Here is a 21,756-nt window from a genome sequence, read left to right as displayed (position 1 = left end):
GATAGCCATCAGATTAGCGTCGAAATACACACTGTCGTGAATTTTCCGATGCAATCGGCTGACTTTTTACCACTTACTGATCAGCCGCGAAACTCGTCGCGACCGTTGTACTTGGCCTTACCTGCCAGTTGCTCTTCGATACGCAGCAATTGGTTGTACTTGGAAACGCGATCGGAACGGCACAGGGAACCGGTCTTGATCTGGCCCGCGGAGGTGCCCACAGCCAGGTCGGCGATGGTCGAATCTTCGGTTTCGCCGGAGCGGTGCGAGATCACGGCGGTGTAGCCCGCGGCCTTGGCCATCTGGATGGCTTCCAGGGTTTCGGTCAGGGTGCCGATCTGGTTGAACTTGATCAGGATCGAGTTGGCGATCGACTTGTCGATGCCTTCTTTCAGGATTTTGGTGTTGGTCACGAACAGATCGTCGCCCACCAGTTGGATCTTCTTGCCGATCTTGTGGGTGAGGATTTTCCAACCGTCCCAATCGGACTCGTCCAGGCCGTCTTCGATCGAGATGATCGGGTAGCGCTCGGTCAAGCCTTTGAGGTAGTCGGCAAAGCCTTCGGAGTTGAACACCTGGCCTTCGCCGGACAGGTTGTACTTGCCGTCTTCATAGAACTCGCTGGCGGCGCAGTCCAAGGCCAGGGTCACGTCAGTGCCCAGTTTGTAGCCAGCGTTGGCCACGGCTTCGGAGATCACTTTCAGTGCATCTTCGTTGGACGCCAGGTTCGGCGCGAAGCCACCTTCGTCACCCACAGCAGTGCTCAGGCCACGGGCCTTCAGTACGGCCTTGAGGTGATGGAAAATCTCGGTGCCCATGCGCAGGCCTTCGGAGAAGGACTTGGCGCCCACCGGCTGCACCATGAATTCCTGGATGTCGACGTTGTTATCGGCGTGCTCGCCACCGTTGATGATGTTCATCATCGGCACCGGCATCGAGTACACACCCGGAGTACCGTTCAGGTTGGCAATGTGCGCGTAAAGCGGCAGGTCCTGGTCCTGGGCAGCGGCCTTGGCAGCGGCCAGGGACACGGCGAGGATGGCGTTGGCGCCCAGGCTGCCTTTGTTTTCGGTGCCGTCGAGCTTGATCATCGCGTGGTCCAGGGCTTTCTGGTCCAGCGGGTCCTTGCCCAGCAACAGGTCACGGATCGGGCCGTTGATGTTGGCTACCGCCTTGAGTACACCCTTGCCCAGATAACGGCTCTTGTCGCCATCACGCAGTTCCAGCGCTTCGCGCGAACCGGTAGAAGCACCGGACGGCGCGCAGGCGCTGCCGATGATGCCGTTATCGAGAAGCACGTCGGCTTCGACGGTGGGGTTGCCACGGGAGTCGAGAACTTCACGACCTTTGATGTCGACGATTTTTGCCATTGTTGTAAACACTCCAAAGTTGACGAAAACGACGCAGCTGAAGGGAATCTTTTGACCGACCGCAAGGGTGGAACAACGGGGCAGGCTTGCAGGCGACAAGGCTCAGGCCCGCAGGCCTGAGCGTAAAGCGTGAGAAAGTCTACCGGAGAAACGACGTTTACGCGGTCTCTACCGTCGGAAAACTCTTGACCAGTTCGTCCAACTGCTTGAGCTGGACCAGGAATGGCTCCAGCTTATCCAGGCGCAGGGCGCATGGGCCGTCGCATTTGGCGTTATCCGGGTCCGGGTGGGCTTCCAGGAACAGGCCCGCCAGGGACTGACTGATGCCGGCCTTGGCCAGGTCCAGCACCTGGGCACGACGCCCGCCTGCGGAGTCGGCGCGACCACCGGGCATTTGCAGCGCATGGGTCACGTCGAAGAACACCGGGTATTCGAACTGTTTCATGATGCCGAAACCGAGCATGTCCACCACGAGGTTGTTGTAGCCGAAGCTTGAACCGCGCTCGCAGAGGATCAACTGGTCGTTACCCGCTTCCACGCACTTGTTCAGGATGTGTTTCATCTCCTGGGGCGCGAGGAACTGGGCTTTCTTGATATTGATCACTGCGCCGGTCTTGGCCATCGCCACGACCAGGTCGGTCTGGCGCGACAGAAAGGCCGGCAGCTGGATGATGTCGCACACCTCGGCGACCACGGCAGCCTGTTCAGGCTCGTGGACGTCGGTGATGATCGGCACGCCGAAGGCTTGCTTGATGTCCTGGAAGATCCGCATGCCTTCTTCAAGGCCAGGGCCGCGATAAGAGGTCACGGACGAACGGTTGGCCTTGTCGAAGCTGGCCTTGAACACGTAAGGGATACCGAGCTTCTCGGTAACCTTGACGTACTCTTCACAGACCTGCATCGCCATGTCGCGGCTTTCCAGCACGTTCATGCCGCCGAACAGCACCATGGGCTTGTCGTTGGCAATCTCGATGTCGCCTACGCGAATGATCTTCTGGGCCATCAGGGTTACGCCTTCTTCTGATGTTGCGTCAGTGCTGCTTTGACGAAGCCGCTGAACAACGGGTGACCGTCGCGCGGCGTCGAGGTGAACTCAGGGTGGAACTGGCAGGCCACGAACCACGGATGATCCGGCGCCTCGACCACTTCAACCAGCGCACCGTCACCGGAGCGACCGGAAATTTTCAGGCCAGCCTCTTTGATCTGCGGCAGCAGGTTGTTGTTCACTTCGTAGCGGTGACGGTGACGCTCGACGATCACGTCCTTGCCGTAGCAGTCGTGAACCAGCGAGCCCGGCTCCAGCAGGCAATCCTGTGCGCCGAGGCGCATGGTGCCGCCCAGGTCGGAGGCTTCGGTACGGGTTTCGACCGCGCCGGTAGCATCTTCCCACTCGGTGATCAGGCCCACGACCGGATGGCCGCTCTTGCTGTCGAACTCGGTGGAGTTGGCGTCTTTCCAGCCCAGCACGTTACGGGCGAACTCGATGACGGCCACTTGCATGCCCAGGCAGATACCCAGGTACGGCACCTTGTTCTCGCGAGCATATTGAACTGCCGTGATCTTGCCTTCCACGCCACGCAGGCCGAAACCGCCGGGAACGAGGATCGCGTCCACACCTTCGAGCAAGGCAGTGCCTTGGTTCTCGATGTCTTCGGAATCGATATAGCGCAGGTTGACCTTGGTGCGGTTGCTGATACCAGCGTGGCTCATCGCCTCGATCAGCGACTTGTAAGCGTCCAGCAGCTCCATGTACTTGCCGACCATGGCGATGGTGACTTCGTGCTCAGGGTTGAGCTTGGCGTCGACCACGGCTTCCCACTCGGACAGATCCGCGCCGTTGCATTGCAGGCCGAAACGCTCGACCACAAAATCGTCCAGGCCTTGGGAATGCAGGATGCCCGGGATCTTGTAGATAGTGTCGGCGTCTTCCAGCGCGATCACCGCACGTTCTTCAACGTTGGTGAATTGCGCGATCTTGCGACGCGAGGAAATATCGATCGGGTGATCGGAGCGGCAAACCAGCACATCCGGCTGCAGGCCGATGGAACGCAGTTCCTTGACCGAGTGCTGGGTAGGCTTGGTTTTGGTTTCGCCGGCAGTGGCGATGTACGGCACCAACGTCAGGTGCATCAGCATCGCGCGCTTGGCGCCGACTTCGAAACGCAGCTGGCGGATGGCTTCGAGGAACGGTTGGGACTCGATGTCACCGACGGTGCCACCAATTTCGACCATTGCCACGTCGGCATCGCCTGCACCCTTGATGATGCGGCGCTTGATTTCATCGGTGATGTGCGGGATCACCTGGATGGTTGCACCCAGGTAGTCACCACGGCGCTCTTTGCGCAGCACGTGTTCGTAGACACGGCCAGTGGTGAAATTGTTGTTCTGGGTCATGGTCGTGCGGATGAACCGCTCGTAGTGGCCCAGGTCCAGGTCGGTCTCGGCGCCGTCGTGGGTGACGAACACTTCACCGTGCTGGAACGGGCTCATGGTGCCCGGGTCAACGTTGATGTACGGGTCCAGCTTGAGCATGGTGACCTTAAGTCCCCGCGCCTCCAGGATGGCCGCCAATGAAGCGGAGGCAATGCCTTTCCCCAATGAAGAAACAACACCGCCCGTGACGAATATGTAGCGCGTCATGAAAAACCCTAGAAGTCTGCGTTAAAGCGGTCCGAGCCGCCGGGGAAAGCGAAGAGAGGCCGAAGCCCCCGATCACCTGCATTAATCACAGTGCACCTTTCAAAAAAACCGCCGCGTGGTGACAGACCAGCAATGAAACACCGGTACGTTGATCGCTACACATTTTTTGGAATCGCCCAGCAAAGACTGCTTGGTAATCGGCAACTGCTGCGATTCAGTCGAATCCACAGAAGTTGTATCAAGAAGGGAGCGTAGTCTACCGGAAAGGCTCTATCAGCTCAAACCTTGATCGCAGGTCTGTGGCAACCAATGTAATTGCCATTCATCACTCGGTGCCGGCCAGAGTCCCGCGAGGCTAGGCGCGCCTAGCAATTGCTCGCCCCGGTAGAGCAGCGGCAATCTGCCACGGACGCAACCCGGCAGGCCACTTTCGTTAAGCAGGCGCTTCAAGTCGCGCCGGCCTCGACCGGACACCTCAACAATTTCACCGCCCCGGCGGTAGCGGATCGCCAATGGACCTCCAGGCACCTTGCCCGCCAGTTTCACCTGGCCATTGCCGGGTAACTCTAGTGGGTTTTGCGGATCGGGCCAGCTCACCGACATGTCGGAAAATTCCGACCAAGTGGAGGGCAACCACCAGATGCGCTCACCGCTGCGGTGTAGATCACCGTCCGCCAGTCGCCACAAAGGCCGTGCGTCGCCTTTGGCATCCCGTAGGGATAACCAGCTGGCCCAGTGGTCGCTGGCAGGTAACCGGGTCAGAGGGGTTAGCCAGTGGCGCAGGGCATTGCGCTGACGGGCATCGGAGAGCTCGCGCAGCGGCGTAAGCACCAACGAAGGCAAGTGCAACCAGGGAAACGGCGAAGGTTGATCGGCCGCTTGCAGATCCTGCCGCGCCAGCTCATCCAGCAGGCCCTGGGCTTCACTCAGGTGTTCGGCGGCGCGCGCCAGGCTCGAGGCTGCCTGGGGCCAACGCTCCGCCAGTATCGGAAGCACGCGGTGACGCAGGTAATTTCGGGAGAATTGCGAGTCCGCGTTGGAAGGATCCTCGATCCAGTTGAGCTGATGCACCCCGGCATAGGCTTCCAACTCTGCCCGCGAGATATCCAACAAAGGCCGCACAAGGTAGCCAGTCGCCAATGGGCGCTGTGCTGGCATTCCCGCCCCCCCCCGCACCCCCGCCCCACGCAGGAGGCGGAACAACAGGGTTTCCGCCTGATCGTCGCGATGCTGACCCGTCAGTAGCACCTCTCCTGCACCGGTCACCTCGATAAACGCCTGGTAACGCGCCTCGCGGGCAGCACGCTCAAGACTGGCGCCGGGGTGTACCTGGACGCGCTTAACGCGCAGGGAAACACCCAGATCGTCGCAAATCGACTGACAGTGAGCGGGCCACGCATCAGCGGCAGCTTGCAAGCCATGATGAACATGGACAGCGCTGATGGGCGGTAGGGTGTCGGTATTGGCCAGACTGGCCAGGAGATGCAGCAGGACGGTGGAATCAAGTCCACCCGAGAATGCGACGTGCCAGGCCGGAGCATTGCGCCAGGGTGACAGAACGTGCAGGAGCTTGGCGGCTAAGGAAGGCTTCATGGAAAGTACCGCCACTCTCTGGAATGCAATAACTCAGCATACACAAGGCAAATGTGGCAGCGGGCTTGCTCGCGAAGGCGGTGTATTGGTCAACCTCTTCAGTGACTGACACTCTGCCTTCGCGAGCAAGCCCGCCCCCACATTTAATCCTGCGTAGCCTTACAGACCGTAGCTCATCAGACGCTCATAACGACGGGCCAGCAGCGCTTCGTTATCGAGCTTCTTGAGCATCGCCAGTTGCGAGCCCAGTTCAGCGCGGATGGTCGCAGCAGCGGCAGCCGGGTCGCGATGGGCGCCGCCCAATGGCTCCGCGATCACTTTGTCGACGATACCCAGGCCTTTGAGGCGATCGGCGGTGATACCCATGGCTTCGGCAGCGTCCGGCGCTTTTTCGGCGGTTTTCCACAGGATCGAAGCGCAACCTTCCGGCGAAATCACCGCGTAGGTCGAGTATTGCAGCATGTTCAGCTGGTCGCAGACGCCGATGGCCAGAGCGCCGCCGGAACCACCTTCACCAATCACAGTGGCAATGATCGGGGTTTTCAGGCGGGCCATGACGCGCAGATTCCAGGCGATCGCCTCGCTCTGGTTGCGCTCTTCTGCGTCAATACCTGGGTAAGCACCCGGGGTGTCGATGAACGTCAGGATCGGCATCTTGAAGCGCTCGGCCATTTCCATCAGGCGGCAAGCCTTGCGGTAGCCTTCAGGACGCGGCATGCCGAAGTTGCGACGCACTTTCTCGCGCACTTCACGGCCTTTCTGGTGACCGATCACCATTACCGGCTGGTCGTCCAGGCGAGCGATACCGCCCACGATGGCCGCGTCGTCGGAGAAATGGCGGTCGCCGTGCAGTTCGTCGAACTCAGTGAAAATGTGCTGAATGTAGTCCAGGGTGTACGGACGGCGCGGGTGGCGGGCCAGGCGCGCGATCTGCCAGCTGGTCAGCTTGCCGAAGATGTCTTCGGTGAGCGTGCTGCTCTTGTCTTGCAGGCGAGCGATCTCATCGCCGATATTCAGCGAATTGTCATTGCCGACCAGGCGCAGTTCTTCGATCTTGGCTTGCAGGTCAGCGATCGGCTGTTCGAAATCAAGAAAATTCGGGTTCATAAGCGTCCGTCTTGGGTCGACGGCCAGGGAGTGCCTGGCCAGCCGGTTGTCTATTCGCGCCCTACCTTAAGGGAGAGGCGCGTTTAGGTCGAGATTAAATGTTCAGTCGAGATCAGGCTATGCAGGGCTACCTGACCGTCAACGGTATTGGAGGAAGACGTTGTCACGGCCGAACTGGTCACGCAATGCTTGAATCAAGCCGTCAGCCGGATCAATTCGCCAAGTCTCGCCAAACTGCAACATGGCCTTGGCGTCACAGCCGGTGTACTCCATGGTCACCGGGCACGCGCCACGGTGGCGTTTGAGCAAGTCACCCAACCAGCGTAGCTGATCGCCTTTAAGCGCTTCAGTTTTCACCTTCAAGCGCAGGCTTTCGGCCAGATTGGTGCGCGCATCTTCCATGCTCATCACCCGCTTGATCCGCAGGCGCAGGCCGCCGGAGAAGTCATCGTTGCTCACCTCCCCTTCCACCACCACCATGGCATCGGTCTGCAACAGCGACTGCGCAGAGTGGAATGCGTCGGCAAACAGCGAGGCTTCGATACGCCCGGAACGGTCGTCGAGGGTGATAAAGCCCATCTTGTCGCCCTTTTTGTTCTTCATCACCCGCAGGGCGATGATCATGCCAGCGACAGTCTGGGTGTCCCGCGCGGGTTTCAGGTCGATGATGCGCTGACGGGCGAAACGGCGGATTTCACCTTCGTATTCGTCAATCGGATGGCCGGTGAGGTACAGGCCGAGGGTGTCTTTCTCACCCTTGAGGCGCTCTTTTAGCGTCAGTTCCTTGGCTTTACGGTGGTTTGCGTACACATCCGCGTCTTCTTCAACGAACAATCCGCCAAACAGGTCGGCATGGCCGCTGTCATGGGTGCGGGCGGTCTGTTCGGCAGCCTTGATCGCTTCTTCCATAGCCGCAAGCAGCACCGCACGGTTGCGGTCGATATTCGCCTGGTAGGCTTTGGGCTCATCATGGAAATACGGGCCGAGACGGTCGAGCGCGCCGCTGCGGATCAGGCCATCGAGGGTCCGTTTGTTGATGCGCTTGAGGTCGACCCGCGCGCAGAAGTCGAACAGGTCCTTGAACGGCCCGTCCTCGCGCGCTTCGGTGATGGCTTCCACCGGGCCTTCACCCACGCCCTTGATCGCGCCCAAACCATAAATGATGCGACCTTCGTCGTTCACCGTGAACTTGAACTCCGAGGCGTTCACGTCCGGCGCGTCGAGGCGCAGCTTCATGGTGCGCACTTCCTCGATCAAGGTCACAACCTTATCGGTGTTGTGCATATCCGCCGAGAGTACCGCCGCCATGAACGGCGCCGGGTAGTGGGCTTTCAGCCAGGCAGTCTGGTACGACACCAGGCCGTAGGCGGCGGAGTGGGATTTGTTGAAGCCATAACCGGCGAATTTCTCTACCAGGTCGAAGATGTTACCCGCCAGGTCCGCGTCGATATTGTTGGTGGCGCAACCTTCAATGAAACCGCCACGCTGCTTGGCCATTTCCTCGGGTTTTTTCTTACCCATGGCGCGACGCAGCATGTCCGCGCCGCCGAGGGTGTAACCGGCCATCACCTGGGCGATCTGCATCACCTGTTCCTGGTACAGGATGATGCCGTAGGTCGGCGCCAATACCGGCTTGAGGCCTTCGTATTGGTAATCCGAGTGCGGGTACGCCAACTCGGCGCGACCGTGCTTACGGTTGATGAAGTCGTCTACCATGCCCGATTGCAGCGGGCCCGGACGGAACAGGGCCACCAGTGCGATCAAGTCTTCCAGGCAGTCGGGCTTGAGCTTTTTGATCAGCTCTTTCATACCGCGCGATTCAAGCTGGAACACCGCCGTGGTCTCGGCTTTTTGCAGCAGGGTGTACGTCGGCTTGTCGTCCAGCGGGATGAAGGCAATATCCAGCGGTTCCTCGCCCACCTTGGCGCGGTCGCGGTTGATGGTCTTGAGCGCCCAGTCAATGATGGTCAGGGTCCGCAGGCCGAGGAAGTCGAACTTCACCAGACCGGCCGCCTCCACGTCGTCCTTGTCGAACTGGGTGACCAGGCCGTCGCCTTCTTCATCGCAATAGATCGGCGAAAAGTCGGTGAGCTTTGTAGGCGCAATAACCACGCCACCGGCGTGCTTGCCGACGTTACGCACCACGCCCTCAAGCTTGCGGGCCATCTCCCAGATTTCGGCCGCTTCTTCATCGACCTTGATGAAGTCGCGCAGGATTTCTTCCTGCTCGTAGGCCTTTTCCAGAGTCATGCCGACTTCGAACGGGATCATCTTCGACAGGCGATCCGCCAGGCCGTAGGACTTGCCCTGCACCCGGGCCACGTCGCGGATTACCGCTTTCGCCGCCATGGAACCGAAGGTGATGATCTGGCTCACCGCGTTGCGACCGTACTTCTCGGCCACGTAATCGATCACGCGGTCACGGCCGTCCATGCAGAAGTCGACGTCGAAGTCGGGCATGGAAACCCGTTCCGGGTTCAGGAACCGTTCGAACAGCAGGTCATATTCCAGCGGATCGAGGTCGGTAATCTTCTGCACATAGGCCACCAGCGAGCCAGCACCTGACCCCCGGCCAGGCCCTACCGGCACGCCGTTATTCTTGGCCCACTGGATAAAGTCCATCACGATCAGGAAGTAACCGGGGAACCCCATCTGGATGATGATATCCAGCTCGAAATTCAGCCGATCGACGTAGACCTGGCGCTTGGCGTCATAGTCTTCGGTGGTGTCCTTGGGCAGCAGAACAGACAACCGCTCCTCAAGGCCGTCGAACGAGACCTTGCGAAAGTACTCATCGATGGTCATCCCATCCGGAATCGGGAAGTTGGGCAGGAAGTGTTTGCCCAACTTGACTTCGATGTTGCAGCGCTTGGCGATTTCGACCGAGTTTTCCAGGGCCTCGGGCAGGTCGCTGAACAACTCGGCCATCTCGTCGGCGCTTTTGAGGTACTGCTCTTCGCTGTAGTTCTTAGAGCGACGCGGGTCATCCAGGGCCCGGCCTTCACCGATGCACACGCGGGTTTCGTGGGCCTCGAAGTCTTCTTTCTTGATGAAACGCACATCGTTGGTGGCGACCAGCGGCGCACCCAGCTTGTCGGCCAGGGCCACCGCGGCGTGCAGGTGTTCTTCATCGTTGGGGCGATTGGTGCGCTGGACTTCCAGGTAGAAACGGTCAGGGAAAACCTGCATCCACTCCTTGGCCAGTACTTCGGCTTCCTGCGGGTTGCCGCCCAGCAACGCGATACCGATCTCGCCTTCTTTGGCGGCCGACAACATGATCAGGCCTTCGCTGGCCTCGGCGACCCATTCGCGCTCGATGATGATCGAGCCGTTGCGCTGGCCGTCGATGAAACCACGGGAAATCAGTTCGGTGAGGTTGCGATAACCCACGCCGTTCATCGCCAACAGGCTTATGCGGCTCAGGGGGTTATCGGGGTCTTTGTTGGACAGCCACAGGTCAGCACCGCAGATCGGTTTGATGCCGGCACCCATGGCGTTCTTGTAGAACTTGACCAGGGAACACATGTTGTTCTGATCGGTCACCGCCACCGCAGGCATGTTCATGCCCACCAGGGTCTTGACCAGTGGTTTGATCCGTACCAGGCCGTCGACCAGGGAGTATTCAGTGTGCAGGCGTAGGTGAACGAATGAAGCCGGCATAGTGATCTCTTATACGTGGAAACAACAAGGCCCGGATTGTACCGGGCCTTGAGCAAAACATCAGCCTCGCGACTACACCTCGCTGAGACTCTCGCGCAACTCATAAGCCTGGCGCACCGGGGCGAACGAGCGGCGATGGATCGGCGTCGGGCCCAGGCGAGCCAGGGCTTCCAGATGAACGGGCGTCGGATAGCCTTTATGCCCGCCAATGCCGTAGCCGGGGTAGATCAATTCGAATGCGGCCATTTCACGATCACGGCTGACTTTGGCCAGGATCGAGGCGGCTGCGATGGCAGGTACCTTGCTATCACCCTTCACCACCGCCTCAGAAGGCATGGCCAGCTTCGGGCAACGGTTACCATCGATCATCGCCATTTTTGGCGTGATGTGCAGGCCTTCAACCGCACGCTGCATCGCGAGCATGGTGGCGTGGAGAATGTTCAGTTCGTCGATTTCTTCGACTTCAGCCCGGGCTATGTGCCAGCTCAGGGCTTTTTCGACGATCTCGTCGTAGAGCTTTTCGCGGCGCGCCTCAGTGAGTTTCTTCGAGTCGTTGAGGCCGAGGATCGGGCGGTTCGGATCGAGGATCACCGCCGCCGTGACCACGGCACCGCACAAAGGCCCACGCCCGACTTCGTCGACACCAGCGACCAGTTCGTGGGCTTCGGCAACCAGGCTGAAATCCAGGCCCATTTGCGTCGTCATAAGACTTCCTGTTTCTGGCCGATCAAGGTCAACACGGCGTCCGCCGCTTGGTTCGAGGCATCACGGCGCAGTATGCGATGGATATCGTCGAAACCTCGGGTCTGTTCTTCGCCGCCGTCGATCAAGGGTAGTAGAGTTTGCGCGAGGGCCTCAGGCGTTGCATCGTCCTGCAACAACTCTGGCACCAGCAGGCGCTGGGCCAGCAAGTTCGGCAGGGAGATGTAAGGGCTTTTGACCATGCGCTTGAGAATCCAGAATGTCAGCGGCGCGAGGCGGTAGGCCACGACCATCGGGCGCTTGTACAACAAGGCCTCCAGGGTCGCCGTGCCAGAAGCGATCAGCACGGCATCACACGCCGCAAGGGCCAAGTGTGATTGGCCGTCGAGCAGGGTCAACGGCAGGTTGTGGCCCTCCAGCATCGCTTCGATCTGCGCGCGACGCTGCGGGCTCGCGCAAGGCAGCACGAAACGTATGCCTGGCTTGAACGCTTGCAGACGCTCGGCGGCATCAAAGAATACAGAGGCCAGGCGGCCGACTTCACCACCACGACTGCCGGGCATCAGCGCGACCAACGGGCCGTCGGGCAAGCCGAGTTCGGCACGCGCGGCGGCGCGGTCAGCCTGCAACGGAATGGTGTCGGCCAGGGTATGCCCGACAAACCGTACCGGCACGCCTTTCTCTTCGTAGAACCTGGCCTCGAACGGCAGCAAGGTCAGCATCAGGTCGCAGCCCTCGCGAATCTTGAGCACGCGCTTCTGCCGCCATGCCCACACGGACGGGCTGACGTAGTGCACAGTCTTGATGCCGGCCTGGCGCAGTTTGAGTTCGATATTGAGGGTGAAGTCCGGCGCATCGATGCCGATGAACACATCGGGCTTTTCTTCGATCAGGGTCTGGATCAGCAGTTTGCGGCGGGCCAGCAGCTCTCGCAAACGACCCAGCACCTCGACCAACCCCATGACCGACAAACGCTCCATGGGGAAGTAGGAAGTGAGCCCTTCAGCCTGCATCAGCGGGCCGCCGACACCAATAAATTCAATCGCCGGATGCTGGGCCTTGAGGGCCCGCATGAGACCTGCGCCCAGTATGTCGCCGGAAGCTTCCCCGGCCACCAGCGCGATACGCAGATTGGCCATGATCAGCGGGTGATGCCGCGAGTCGACGCCTGGATCGAGTCACGGAACACCGCGACTTCCGGGAACAACGCTGCCGGCTCGGACAATTGGGTCAAGGCCTGCTCTACCGTGAGCCCCTGGCGGTAAACCACCTTGTAGGCGCGGCGTAGGGCATGGATGGCGTCTTCGCTGAAACCGCGTCGGCGCATGCCTTCGAAGTTCATGCTGCGCGCTTCAGCCGGGTTGCCGAAAACCGTGACGAACGCCGGAACATCCTTGCCAATGGCGGTACCCATGCCGGAAAAGCTGTGAGCGCCGATATGGCAGTACTGATGCACCAGGGTGAAACCGGACAGGATCGCCCAATCGTCAACGTGCACATGCCCGGCCAACGCAGTGTTGTTGACCAGGATGCAATGGTTGCCGATGACGCTGTCGTGGCCGATGTGCGCGTAGGCCATGACCAGGTTGTGATCACCCAGGGTGGTCTCGGCCCGGTCCTGCACCGTGCCACGGTGAATGGTCACGCCTTCACGGATGATGTTGTGATCACCGATTACCAGGCGCGTCTCTTCACCCTTGTACTTCATGTCCGGGGTGTCTTCGCCTACCGATGAGAACTGGTAGATGCGATTGTGTTTGCCAATGCGGGTCGGACCTTTGAGGATCACGTGCGGCCCGATGACAGTCCCCTCGCCGATTTCCACACCTGCGCCGATGATCGACCAAGGGCCGACCTCAACGTCGGCGGCCAGAACGGCCGACGGATCGATGATTGCGCGAGGGTCAATCAAACTCATAGTTTGCGTTCCGCACAGATGATCTCGGCGGAGCACACCGGCTTGCCGTCGACCGAGGCCTGGCATTCGAACTTCCAGATCTGACGCTTGCAGCTGATGAACTTGGCTTCCAGGATCAACTGGTCACCCGGGGTGACCGGGTTGCGGAAACGCAACTTGTCGGAACCCACGAAATAGTAGAGCGTGCCGTCGGCAGGCTTGAGGTCGAGCATTTTGAAACCAAGGATACCGGCAGCCTGGGCCATTGCTTCAATGATCAACACGCCCGGCATGATGGGATGCGCGGGAAAGTGACCGTTGAAGAACGGTTCGTTGATGCTGACATTCTTGTAGGCACGAATGCGCTTTTCCTCGATGTTGAGGTCCACTACGCGATCCACCAGCAGGAACGGGTAACGGTGAGGCAGGTATTCGCGAATCTCGTTGATGTCCATCATTTCGGGGGGAAGCCTGTAATAAAGATTGGGGGCGGGCGAACTAAGCGCACGCCCCGCTAGCAAATCAAGGAGGCAGTCTAGCGGCTGTGCACACTTGATATGGAAATGGTATCAGCCTTCTGATGAAGCATTACCGCCAGGGGTCACGTCCCCAACACGCTTTTCCAGCTGTTTGAGGCGTCGAGCCATGTCGTCAAGCTGCCTCAATCGTGCTGCACTCTTGCGCCACTCGGCCGCGGGCTGCATGGCGGTACCGGAAGAATAGGCCCCTGGCTCGGTGATCGAGTGGGTGACCATGGTCATGCCGGTGATGAAGACGTTGTCGCAAATATCGATATGCCCCACCAGCCCGACGCCCCCGGCGAGCATGCAATGCTTGCCGATCTTGGTGCTGCCGGAGATACCCACACAGGCCGCCATGGCGGTGTGATCGCCAATCTGTACGTTGTGGGCGATCTGGATCTGGTTGTCGAGCTTCACGCCGTTGCCGATCACGGTATCGGCCAGGGCCCCGCGATCGACAGCGGTGTTCACGCCGATTTCCACATCGTCACCGATCAATACGCCGCCGACCTGGGCAATCTTGTTCCAGATGCCCTTGGCGTTGGCAAAGCCGAAGCCTTCCCCCCCGATCACGGCACCCGATTGGATGACCACACGCTCACCGATACGCACATCGTGGTAAAGGGTCACGCGAGGCGCGAGCCAACCGTCGGCGCCGATTTCGCAGCGTGCACCGACAAAGCAATGAGCACCGATCGTTACACCGGCCGCAATGCGTGCACCACTCTCGATCACCGCAAAAGGACCGACGCTGGCCGCAGGATCAACCTGGGCATCATCGGCGATCACCGCCGACGGGTGAACACCGCTGGCAGCCTTGGGTTTCGGATCGAACAGGTGCGACGCTTTCGCGTACGAGAGGTACGGATCGGCCACCACCAACGCATCCCCCGCATACCCCTCGGCATCATCGGCCTTCAGCAATACGGCTGCGGCCTGGCAATCGATCAGGTATTTACGGTATTGGGGGTTTGCGAGGAAGCTCAACTGAGCTGGGCCAGCCTCCTGCAAGGTGGCTAGCCCAGTGATTTCTTTCTCCGGGGAGCCACGTAAAGTGGCCCCCAGGAACTCGGCCAACTCGCCGAGCCTGATAGTCGCGGTCATGGCTTACTTCAGCTGGTTCATGCGCTCGATCACCTGACGGGTGATGTCGTATTGAGGCTTGACGTCGATCACAGCGCCACGCTCGAACACCAGGTCAAAGGCACCTTTCTTGATGACTTCTTCCACAGCGCTGTCGAGTTTCGGCTTCAGTTGTTTCAGCATTTCACGGTCAGCAACAGCCTTGGCTTCGTTCAATTCCTTGGACTGGAACTGGTAGTCACGGGCCTTTTGCTTGAATTCAAGCTCCAGACGCTCGCGCTCGCCTTGCTGCATCTTGTCGCCACCGGCTACCAGACGATCCTGGATGCCCTTGGCGCTGCTTTCCAGGGTCTTGAGCTTGGTCAGTTGCGGACCGAATTTCTTCTCGGCATCCACGGCATACTTCTTGGCCGCGTCGGATTCCAGCAGGGCCATCTGATAGTTCAGCACGGCAATTTTCATTTCGGCGAAGGCCGGGGTCGCTACCAGCACGGTTGCCAGCAGTACCAATTGAGTCAACTTACGCACGATGTACTCCTACAGAATCCGTTGTCGTTATCTTAGGTCAGACGCTTAGAACGTCTGGCCGAGGGAGAATTGGAAAATCTGGGTTTCAGCGTTATCCGGTTTCTTGATCGGCATGGCCAGAGCAAAGCTCAATGGGCCAAGCGCAGTCACCCAGGTCACACCCACACCCACGGAGCTTGCCAGGTTGCTCAGGCTCACGTCGTTGCACTGGGTGTTGGACTTCACGCCGCTCGGGTTACGAATCTGCTCGCACTTGGAGTCGAACACGTTACCCACATCCCAGAAGACCGAAGTCCGCAGAGAACGCTGATCTTTCACGAATGGCAGCGGGAACAGGATCTCCGCACCACCCTGGATCAACACGTTACCACCGAACGGCAGCGGATCGTCATCGGAGTCCACTACAGTGCCCTGGTTACCGGTAACGCCAACACCACGGCTTGGAGTACCACGTGGGCCCAAGGTGCTGTCTTTGAAACCACGTACGGAGTTGAAGCCACCCGCGTAGTAGTTCTCGTAGAACGGTAGACCATTGGTGGAGCCATAACCATCGCCGTAACCCAGCTCAGTGTGCAGGCGCATGGTGTAGTTGTCGCTCAAAGGCGTGAACAACTGACCACGGTAGTCGAGTTTGAAGAACGACAGGTCACTGCCCGGCGTGGTGGTTTCCAGGGTCAGGCTCTGGGAATGTCCCCGGGTCGCCAACACACCTTTGTTCAGGGTCGACTCGGACCAGCCGGCAGACGCCTTGAAGTTCAGGAACTTGTCACCTTCGCGACGGGTAAAGTCAAAGATTTCGTCCACGGTGTACACACCGGTCTTGATCTCATCCTGTTGCGCAGTCAAGCCGAACGTCAGACGCGAAGTCTCGCTGATCGGGTAACCGATGTTCACACCGGCGCCGAGGCTGTCGATCGCATAGCTTGCAACGTCTACGTCGAGGTCTTTGTAGTCGGTGGTGCGGTAGAAGGCGTTGTAGCCCAGGCTCACACCGTCAGCAGTCCAGTAGGGGTCGGTATAACCGAAGTTGTATCGGCTCTGGTATTCGCTTCGGGTCAGGCCAATGGAAACGCGGTTACCAGTACCCAGGAAGTTGTTCTGGGTGATCGAACCACCGAGGATCAGACCGGCGCTCTGAGCGAAGCCGACACTGGCGGTGATGGAGCCCGATGCTTGTTCTTCCACGGCATAGTTCACGTCAACCTGATCATCCACACCCGGTACGGCCGGGGTTTCGACGTTGACTTCCTTGAAGAAGCCCAGACGCTCAAGACGGGTCTTGGACTGGTCGATCAGGTAAGTCGACGCCCAGCCACCTTCCATCTGACGCATTTCGCGACGCAGCACTTCGTCCGCAGACTTGGTGTTGCCACGGAAGTTGATACGGTTCACGTAGGCACGCTTGCCTGGATCGACCACAAAGGTGATGTCCACGGTGTGGTCATCATCATGGGGAGTTGGCACGCCATTGACGTTGGCGAAGGTGTAGCCTTCGTTACCCAGGCGGCGGGTGATCAGTTCGGAAGTAGTGGTCATCAGCTTGCGCGAGAACACTTGGTCCTTCTGCACCAGCAACAGCGCCTTGACCTGGTCTTCAGGCACTTTCAGGTCGCCGCTCAGCTTCACGTCACGAACCTTGTACTTCTCGCCTTCGTTGACGTTGACGGTGATGTAGACGTGCTTCTTGTCCGGGGTGATGGACACCTGGGTCGAAGCGATATCCATATTGATATAGCCACGGTCCAGGTAGTAGGAACGCAGGCGCTCCAGGTCACCGGACAGCTTTTCACGGGCGTATTTGTCATCGTTCTTGAAGAACGACAACCAGTTGGTTGTCTTGAGTTCGAACAGGTCGATAAGGTCATCATCGGCGAACTTGGTGTTACCCACCACGTTGATGTGCTGAATCGCCGCCACAGTGCCTTCATTGATGTTGACCTTGAGGCCGACACGGTTACGCGGCTGCGGCACCACTTCCGTTTCCACGGTCGCGGAGTAGCGGCCCTGGGCAACGTACTGGCGCTGCAGCTCATTACGCACGCCTTCAAGGGTGGCACGCTGGAAGATCTCGCCCTCAGCAAGGCCGGATTGCTTCAGCCCCTTCATCAAGTCTTCAGTCGAGATCGCCTTGTTGCCTTCGATCTCGATGCTGGCGACGGAAGGTCGCTCGACGACGGTGATGACCAGGACGTTGCCTTCGCGACCCAGTTGGATGTCTTGAAAGAAACCGGTTTTGAACAGCGCACGAGTGGATTCCACCAGGCGACGGTCATCAGCCTGTTCACCGACGTTCAACGGTAAGGCACCAAAGACGCTACCCGCGGAAACCCGCTGGAGGCCATTGACGCGAATATCGGAGATGGTGAAGGACTCGGCGTGAACTTCGGCGATCATCAATACGGTGAGAACCGCAGTTAGCAGCAGACGTTTCATGAAGTCCTTTCTTATTCCAACTGGCAATAAACAAACTGCCGCAAAATGCGGCAGATTCGCAATTCAGCGAAGCGTTACAGTCGACCCAGATCGTTGACCAGGGCTAATAACATCACCCCGACCACCAAACTGATACCGATCTGTATCCCCCAACCCTGCACCCGATCCGACAAGGGGCGACCACGCGCCCACTCGACCAGATAAAACAACAGATGCCCCCCATCCAATACTGGAATGGGCAGCAAATTCAGAACACCCAGGCTGATACTCAGATAAGCCAGGAAATTCAGGAAATCCGCGACACCCGACTGGGCAGAAGCGCCCGCCACTTTAGCAATGGTTATCGGTCCACTCAAGTTTTTTACCGAGAGCTCGCCGAACAACATTTTCTTGAGGGATTCGAGGGTCAGCACACTCATGGTCCAAGTGCGTTTTGCACCCTCACCAATCGCTGCCAACGGCCCGAAGCTCACCTCGCGAAGCATCGATGGCGGCCAATCGACACCTTTAACCCCGGCCCCCAGGTAACCCCCGGCCGCCTTGGCTTCCCCGCGAACGGACAGGGCCACGGGAACGTCGATTTGAGCACCGTCGCGCTCAACTTTCAGCACAATTTTGGTATCAGGGCGTACACGTACCAGGTCGACCACTTGCTGCCAGTCGCCCAGCGCCTGGCCGTCGAGGGCCAGCAGACGATCACCGGTTTTCAGACCAGCAGCCTGGGCCGGACCTTTCGGGTCCAGCTCGGCGAGCACCGGCGGCAGGGCCGGACGCCATGGACGTATGCCCAGGGACTTGATCGGATCAGGCTCGTCGGCACCCTTGAGCCAATGGTCAAGGGCAAGCTCACGCGGGGTCTCGGTGCTGGAATCCTGCTCGCGCACCACCATATTGACGATGCCGCTTTCACCCAGGCGACGCACCAACTGCAAATTGACCGCGCCCCAACCTGTGGTGGGTTCGCCATCAATGGAAACAATTTCCTGCCCGGCGACCAGTCCGGCCTTGGCCGCAATACTTTCCGACTCGACGGCGCCGATGACCGGACGCACCTGCTGGCTGCCCAGCATGGCCAAGACCCAGAAAAACACCATCGCCAACAGAAAGTTGGCGATCGGTCCGGCGGCGACGATGGCGATACGCTGACGAACGGTCTTGCGGTTGAATGACTGATCCAACTGATCCGCCGGAACTTCGCCTTCACGCTCATCGAGCATCTTGACGTAGCCACCCAGCGGGATTGCCGCAATCACGAACTCGGTGCCGCGGCGATCGTGCCAACGTACCAGCGGCATGCCGAAACCGACCGAAAAGCGCAATACCTTGACGCCGCAACGACGCGCCACCCAGAAGTGGCCGAATTCGTGGAAGGTAACCAGCACACCCAGAGCAACCAGGGTGCCGACAATCATGTAAAGCGCACTCATCTAATTTCTCCGCATTCCAATCCAGTGCCTGAAGATCAGGCTAACGCGCGTTGCGGTTCAACCATTGTTCCGCCAGGGCCCGAGCCTTGGTATCGGCTTCGAATACCGCCCCCAGATCATTCACCGCCACGACCGGCTCAAGCGTCAGGACGTCCTCAATGATACTCGCGATCTGCGGAAAGCGGATGCGCCGTTCGAGAAACGCCGCCACAGCCACTTCATTGGCCGCATTCAGCATCGCCGGCGCGCTGTTGCCCGCCTCGGCAGCTTGCCGCGCCAGGCGCAGACAAGGAAAACGCTGCTCGTCCGGCGCTTCAAAGTCCAAGCGGGCTACAGCGAACAGATCCAACGGCGCTACGCCGGAATCGATCCGCTCCGGCCAGGCAAGGGCATTGGCGATCGGGGTGCGCATATCGGGGTTGCCCAACTGAGCCAAAACCGACCCATCCACGTAGTCGACCAGAGAATGAATCACACTTTGCGGGTGAATCACTACCTCGACCTGATCCGGACGCGCATCGAACAACCAACATGCCTCAATCAACTCAAGCCCTTTGTTCATCATGCTTGCCGAATCCACGGAAATCTTGCGCCCCATGGACCAGTTGGGGTGAGCGCACGCCTGGTCGGGCGATACGTGCTCAAGCTCAGCCAAGGGAGTTTGCCGGAACGGACCGCCGGAGGCAGTCAGCAGAATCCGGCGCACGCCCACCTGGCTCAGGCCACGCGCATAGTCACTGGGCATGCACTGGAAGATCGCGTTGTGCTCACTGTCCAGCGGCAGCAGTACCGCACCACTTTTACGTACCGCCTGCATGAAGAGCGCACCGGACATGACCAGCGCTTCTTTATTGGCCAGCAGGATCTTCTTGCCTGCATCGACGGCGGACAGGGTCGGACGCAAACCCGCAGCGCCAACGATAGCGGCGACCACGGTATCCACCTCGGCGTCGGCCGAGACCTGGCACAACCCCTCCTCCCCCACCAATACCTGAGTGGCAAGCCCGGCCGCCCGCAGATCATCCTGCAAGCCCCGAGCCGCAACGGCTTCAGGCACCACGGCGAAGCGTGGCGTATGACGCACGCAGAGCGCCAGCAGCTCACTCAGCCGGCTGAACCCGGTGAGCGCGAAGACTTGATAGCGATCAGGGTGACGAGCAATCACGTCCAGGGTACTCAACCCCACGGAGCCGGTTGCACCCAGCACGGTGACTTGTTGCAGGCGGCTCACGAAGCAGTCATCCACAGCAGCACAGCGAAGATCGGGATGGCCGCAGTCAGGCTGTCGATACGGTCCAGCACGCCGCCATGACCCGGCAGCAGGTTGCTGCTGTCCTTGATCCCGGCCTGACGCTTGAACATGCTCTCGGTAAGGTCACCCACCACCGAGATGAATACGACAATGGCCGTGGCCAGCAGCGCGAGGAAGATTTCCTTCACCGACCAGCCACGCACAACGCCGACGACCAGTGCGATCACCAGGGTCAACGCCAGGCCACCATATACGCCCTCCCAACTCTTGCCGGGGCTGACCGCGGGTGCCAGCTTACGCTTGCCGAAGGCTCTGCCTGCGAAGTAGGCGCCGATATCAGCACCCCAGACCAGCACCATGACCGCCAGGATCAGCCAGTTACCCATGGGGTAACGCTTGATTTCCACCAACCCCTGCCACGCCGGCAGCAGGATCAACAAACCAATCACCAGCTTGCAGGCCACACTGGACCACTTGCCGCTGGTGCCCGGATAGGTCAACACCAGGAATGTCGCCAGCGCCCACCACAACACCGCCGCCCCCAACACCCAGGGTGCTATGTCCGGCAGGATGTACAGGAGGAACGCCAAGGCAGCCACGACAGCGGCATACACCACACGCGGCAATTGCGCGCTGAAACCCGCCAGGCGCGCCCATTCCCAGGCACCCAGGGTGACGACCAGGCCGATAAACAGCGCAAAACCGGAACCCTCGAGCAGGAAAAACCCACACAAGGCGATCGGCAACAGGATCAGTGCTGTGATGATTCGTTGTTTAAGCATTTAAACCCGGGCTCCAGCTTCGATCTGCTCGCTCGTTTTACCGAAGCGACGCTGACGGGAAGCGAAATCGGCCAGTGCGTTACGCATGGCATCGTGTTTGAAGTCCGGCCAGAACAGGTCGGAGAAGTACAGCTCGGTGTAGGCCAGCTGCCACAACAGGAAATTGCTGATGCGGTGCTCACCACCGGTACGGATGCACAAGTCAGGCAACGGCAGGTCGCCGGTCACCAGGCAGGTTTGCAACAGTTCAGGCGTGATGTCGTCAGGCCGCAGATGACCGGCCTGCACTTCACGCGCCAGGCGTTGCGCGGCCTGAGCGATATCCCACTGGCCACCGTAGTTGGCGGCGATCTGCAGCACAAAACGGTCGCTACCAGCGGTAATGGCTTCGGCTTCGCGCATGGCGGCCTGCAGTTCGGGATGGAAGCGTGAGCGATCGCCGATGATGCGCAGGCTGATGTTGTTGTCATTGAGGCGCTTGGCCTCACGACGCAAGGCCTTGAAGAACAGGTCCATCAAGGCACTGACTTCTTCGGCGGGCCGCTGCCAGTTCTCACTGGAGAAGGCAAACAAGGTCAACACCTCGACCTTGGCCTCGGCGCACACCTCGATCACAGCCCGTACCGCATCGACACCCGCTTTATGCCCGGCAACACCCGGCATGAAGCGCTTCTTCGCCCAGCGATTATTCCCATCCATGATGATCGCGACATGGCGCGGCACCACAGAGGGTACAGTCTGCTTGGTCTTTTCCATGAAGG

The 21,756-nt window shown here is 59.6% G+C and carries 17 protein-coding genes; all 17 read right to left on the bottom strand.

From position 1 onward, the window contains the following. Nucleotides 1-80: 80 nt before the first annotated feature. Nucleotides 81-1,370: a phosphopyruvate hydratase gene (gene eno / locus LVW35_RS06245; protein WP_233894280.1), complete on the bottom strand. Its 1,290-nt coding sequence runs from the start codon at nucleotides 1,368-1,370 to the stop codon at nucleotides 81-83. A 157-nt stretch (nucleotides 1,371-1,527) separates the two neighbouring features. After that, nucleotides 1,528-2,373: a 3-deoxy-8-phosphooctulonate synthase gene (gene kdsA / locus LVW35_RS06240; RefSeq protein ID WP_135308366.1), complete on the bottom strand. Its 846-nt coding sequence runs from the start codon at nucleotides 2,371-2,373 to the stop codon at nucleotides 1,528-1,530. A gap of 5 nt (nucleotides 2,374-2,378) precedes the next feature. Continuing rightward, nucleotides 2,379-4,010 carry a CTP synthase gene (locus LVW35_RS06235; protein WP_010212443.1) on the bottom strand — a complete coding sequence of 544 codons (1,632 nt, stop codon included), beginning with the start codon at nucleotides 4,008-4,010 and terminating at the stop codon, nucleotides 2,379-2,381. Between the two features lie 273 nt (nucleotides 4,011-4,283). Beyond that, a complete protein-coding gene (gene tilS / locus LVW35_RS06230) occupies nucleotides 4,284-5,603 on the bottom strand; it encodes a tRNA lysidine(34) synthetase TilS (protein ID WP_233894278.1) in 1,320 nt (439 codons plus the stop codon). A 159-nt stretch (nucleotides 5,604-5,762) separates the two neighbouring features. Further along, entirely contained in the window at nucleotides 5,763-6,710 is a 948-nt protein-coding gene (locus tag LVW35_RS06225; RefSeq protein WP_016976871.1) for an acetyl-CoA carboxylase carboxyltransferase subunit alpha, read from the bottom strand. 138 nt (nucleotides 6,711-6,848) lie between these two features. Further along, entirely contained in the window at nucleotides 6,849-10,370 is a 3,522-nt protein-coding gene (gene dnaE / locus LVW35_RS06220; RefSeq protein ID WP_233894276.1) for a DNA polymerase III subunit alpha, read from the bottom strand. A 72-nt stretch (nucleotides 10,371-10,442) separates the two neighbouring features. After that, a complete protein-coding gene (gene rnhB / locus LVW35_RS06215) occupies nucleotides 10,443-11,075 on the bottom strand; it encodes a ribonuclease HII (protein WP_233894274.1) in 633 nt (210 codons plus the stop codon). Continuing rightward, nucleotides 11,072-12,211 carry a lipid-A-disaccharide synthase gene (lpxB, locus tag LVW35_RS06210; RefSeq protein WP_233894272.1) on the bottom strand — a complete coding sequence of 380 codons (1,140 nt, stop codon included), beginning with the start codon at nucleotides 12,209-12,211 and terminating at the stop codon, nucleotides 11,072-11,074. Before lpxB ends, rnhB begins: the two co-directional genes overlap by 4 nt. Nucleotides 12,212-12,213: 2 nt before the next feature. After that, nucleotides 12,214-12,990, bottom strand: coding sequence for an acyl-ACP--UDP-N-acetylglucosamine O-acyltransferase (lpxA, locus tag LVW35_RS06205; RefSeq protein WP_233894270.1), 777 nt, complete (start codon nucleotides 12,988-12,990; stop codon nucleotides 12,214-12,216). Further along, nucleotides 12,987-13,427: a 3-hydroxyacyl-ACP dehydratase FabZ gene (gene fabZ / locus LVW35_RS06200; RefSeq protein WP_016976866.1), complete on the bottom strand. Its 441-nt coding sequence runs from the start codon at nucleotides 13,425-13,427 to the stop codon at nucleotides 12,987-12,989. The genes lpxA and fabZ overlap by 4 nt, the downstream gene beginning before the upstream one ends. A 111-nt stretch (nucleotides 13,428-13,538) precedes the next feature. Beyond that, the gene (gene lpxD / locus LVW35_RS06195; RefSeq protein ID WP_233894268.1) at nucleotides 13,539-14,594 is read right to left on the bottom strand and encodes a UDP-3-O-(3-hydroxymyristoyl)glucosamine N-acyltransferase; all 1,056 of its coding nucleotides are present in this window, start codon (nucleotides 14,592-14,594) and stop codon (nucleotides 13,539-13,541) included. Nucleotides 14,595-14,597: 3 nt separating this feature from the next. Continuing rightward, nucleotides 14,598-15,101 carry an OmpH family outer membrane protein gene (locus LVW35_RS06190; protein ID WP_003219314.1) on the bottom strand — a complete coding sequence of 168 codons (504 nt, stop codon included), beginning with the start codon at nucleotides 15,099-15,101 and terminating at the stop codon, nucleotides 14,598-14,600. 45 nt (nucleotides 15,102-15,146) lie between these two features. Beyond that, complete coding sequence (bamA, locus tag LVW35_RS06185) at nucleotides 15,147-17,534, bottom strand: outer membrane protein assembly factor BamA (RefSeq protein WP_038849191.1); 2,388 nt, start codon at nucleotides 17,532-17,534, stop codon at nucleotides 15,147-15,149. A gap of 74 nt (nucleotides 17,535-17,608) precedes the next feature. Next, the gene (gene rseP, locus LVW35_RS06180; protein WP_233894266.1) at nucleotides 17,609-18,961 is read right to left on the bottom strand and encodes a sigma E protease regulator RseP; all 1,353 of its coding nucleotides are present in this window, start codon (nucleotides 18,959-18,961) and stop codon (nucleotides 17,609-17,611) included. A 40-nt stretch (nucleotides 18,962-19,001) separates the two neighbouring features. Beyond that, nucleotides 19,002-20,192 (bottom strand): 1-deoxy-D-xylulose-5-phosphate reductoisomerase, encoded by a 1,191-nt coding sequence (ispC, locus tag LVW35_RS06175; protein ID WP_233894264.1) that lies wholly within the window; start codon nucleotides 20,190-20,192, stop codon nucleotides 19,002-19,004. After that, on the bottom strand, nucleotides 20,189-20,995 hold the full coding sequence (locus LVW35_RS06170) for a phosphatidate cytidylyltransferase (protein ID WP_233894262.1): 807 nt from the start codon (nucleotides 20,993-20,995) through the stop codon (nucleotides 20,189-20,191). Before LVW35_RS06170 ends, ispC begins: the two co-directional genes overlap by 4 nt. Beyond that, nucleotides 20,996-21,751 carry a polyprenyl diphosphate synthase gene (gene uppS, locus LVW35_RS06165; RefSeq protein WP_056857537.1) on the bottom strand — a complete coding sequence of 252 codons (756 nt, stop codon included), beginning with the start codon at nucleotides 21,749-21,751 and terminating at the stop codon, nucleotides 20,996-20,998. Between the last annotated feature and the right edge of the window lie 5 nt (nucleotides 21,752-21,756).

The sequence above is a fragment of the Pseudomonas sp. HN11 genome (assembly GCF_021390155.1).
Classification (GTDB): domain Bacteria; phylum Pseudomonadota; class Gammaproteobacteria; order Pseudomonadales; family Pseudomonadaceae; genus Aquipseudomonas.
The sequence above is the reverse complement of the archived record's forward strand: the minus strand, read 5'-3'. Positions and strand labels throughout refer to the sequence as shown.

Bases quoted from the DNA above. Each gene is read 5' to 3' on its own strand.
- LVW35_RS06170 (WP_233894262.1), bottom strand. From the start codon at position 20,995: ATGCTTAAACAACGAATCATCACAGCACTGATCCTGTTGCCGATCGCC.
- eno (WP_233894280.1), bottom strand. From the start codon at position 1,370: ATGGCAAAAATCGTCGACATCAAAGGTCGTGAAGTTCTCGACTCCCGT.
- rnhB (WP_233894274.1), bottom strand. From the start codon at position 11,075: ATGACGACGCAAATGGGCCTGGATTTCAGCCTGGTTGCCGAAGCCCAC.
- LVW35_RS06235 (WP_010212443.1), bottom strand. From the start codon at position 4,010: ATGACGCGCTACATATTCGTCACGGGCGGTGTTGTTTCTTCATTGGGG.
- lpxB (WP_233894272.1), bottom strand. From the start codon at position 12,211: ATGGCCAATCTGCGTATCGCGCTGGTGGCCGGGGAAGCTTCCGGCGAC.
- lpxD (WP_233894268.1), bottom strand. From the start codon at position 14,594: ATGACCGCGACTATCAGGCTCGGCGAGTTGGCCGAGTTCCTGGGGGCC.
- tilS (WP_233894278.1), bottom strand. From the start codon at position 5,603: ATGAAGCCTTCCTTAGCCGCCAAGCTCCTGCACGTTCTGTCACCCTGG.
- bamA (WP_038849191.1), bottom strand. From the start codon at position 17,534: ATGAAACGTCTGCTGCTAACTGCGGTTCTCACCGTATTGATGATCGCC.
- dnaE (WP_233894276.1), bottom strand. From the start codon at position 10,370: ATGCCGGCTTCATTCGTTCACCTACGCCTGCACACTGAATACTCCCTG.
- LVW35_RS06225 (WP_016976871.1), bottom strand. From the start codon at position 6,710: ATGAACCCGAATTTTCTTGATTTCGAACAGCCGATCGCTGACCTGCAA.
- uppS (WP_056857537.1), bottom strand. From the start codon at position 21,751: ATGGAAAAGACCAAGCAGACTGTACCCTCTGTGGTGCCGCGCCATGTC.
- kdsA (WP_135308366.1), bottom strand. From the start codon at position 2,373: ATGGCCCAGAAGATCATTCGCGTAGGCGACATCGAGATTGCCAACGAC.
- rseP (WP_233894266.1), bottom strand. From the start codon at position 18,961: ATGAGTGCGCTTTACATGATTGTCGGCACCCTGGTTGCTCTGGGTGTG.
- lpxA (WP_233894270.1), bottom strand. From the start codon at position 12,990: ATGAGTTTGATTGACCCTCGCGCAATCATCGATCCGTCGGCCGTTCTG.
- fabZ (WP_016976866.1), bottom strand. From the start codon at position 13,427: ATGATGGACATCAACGAGATTCGCGAATACCTGCCTCACCGTTACCCG.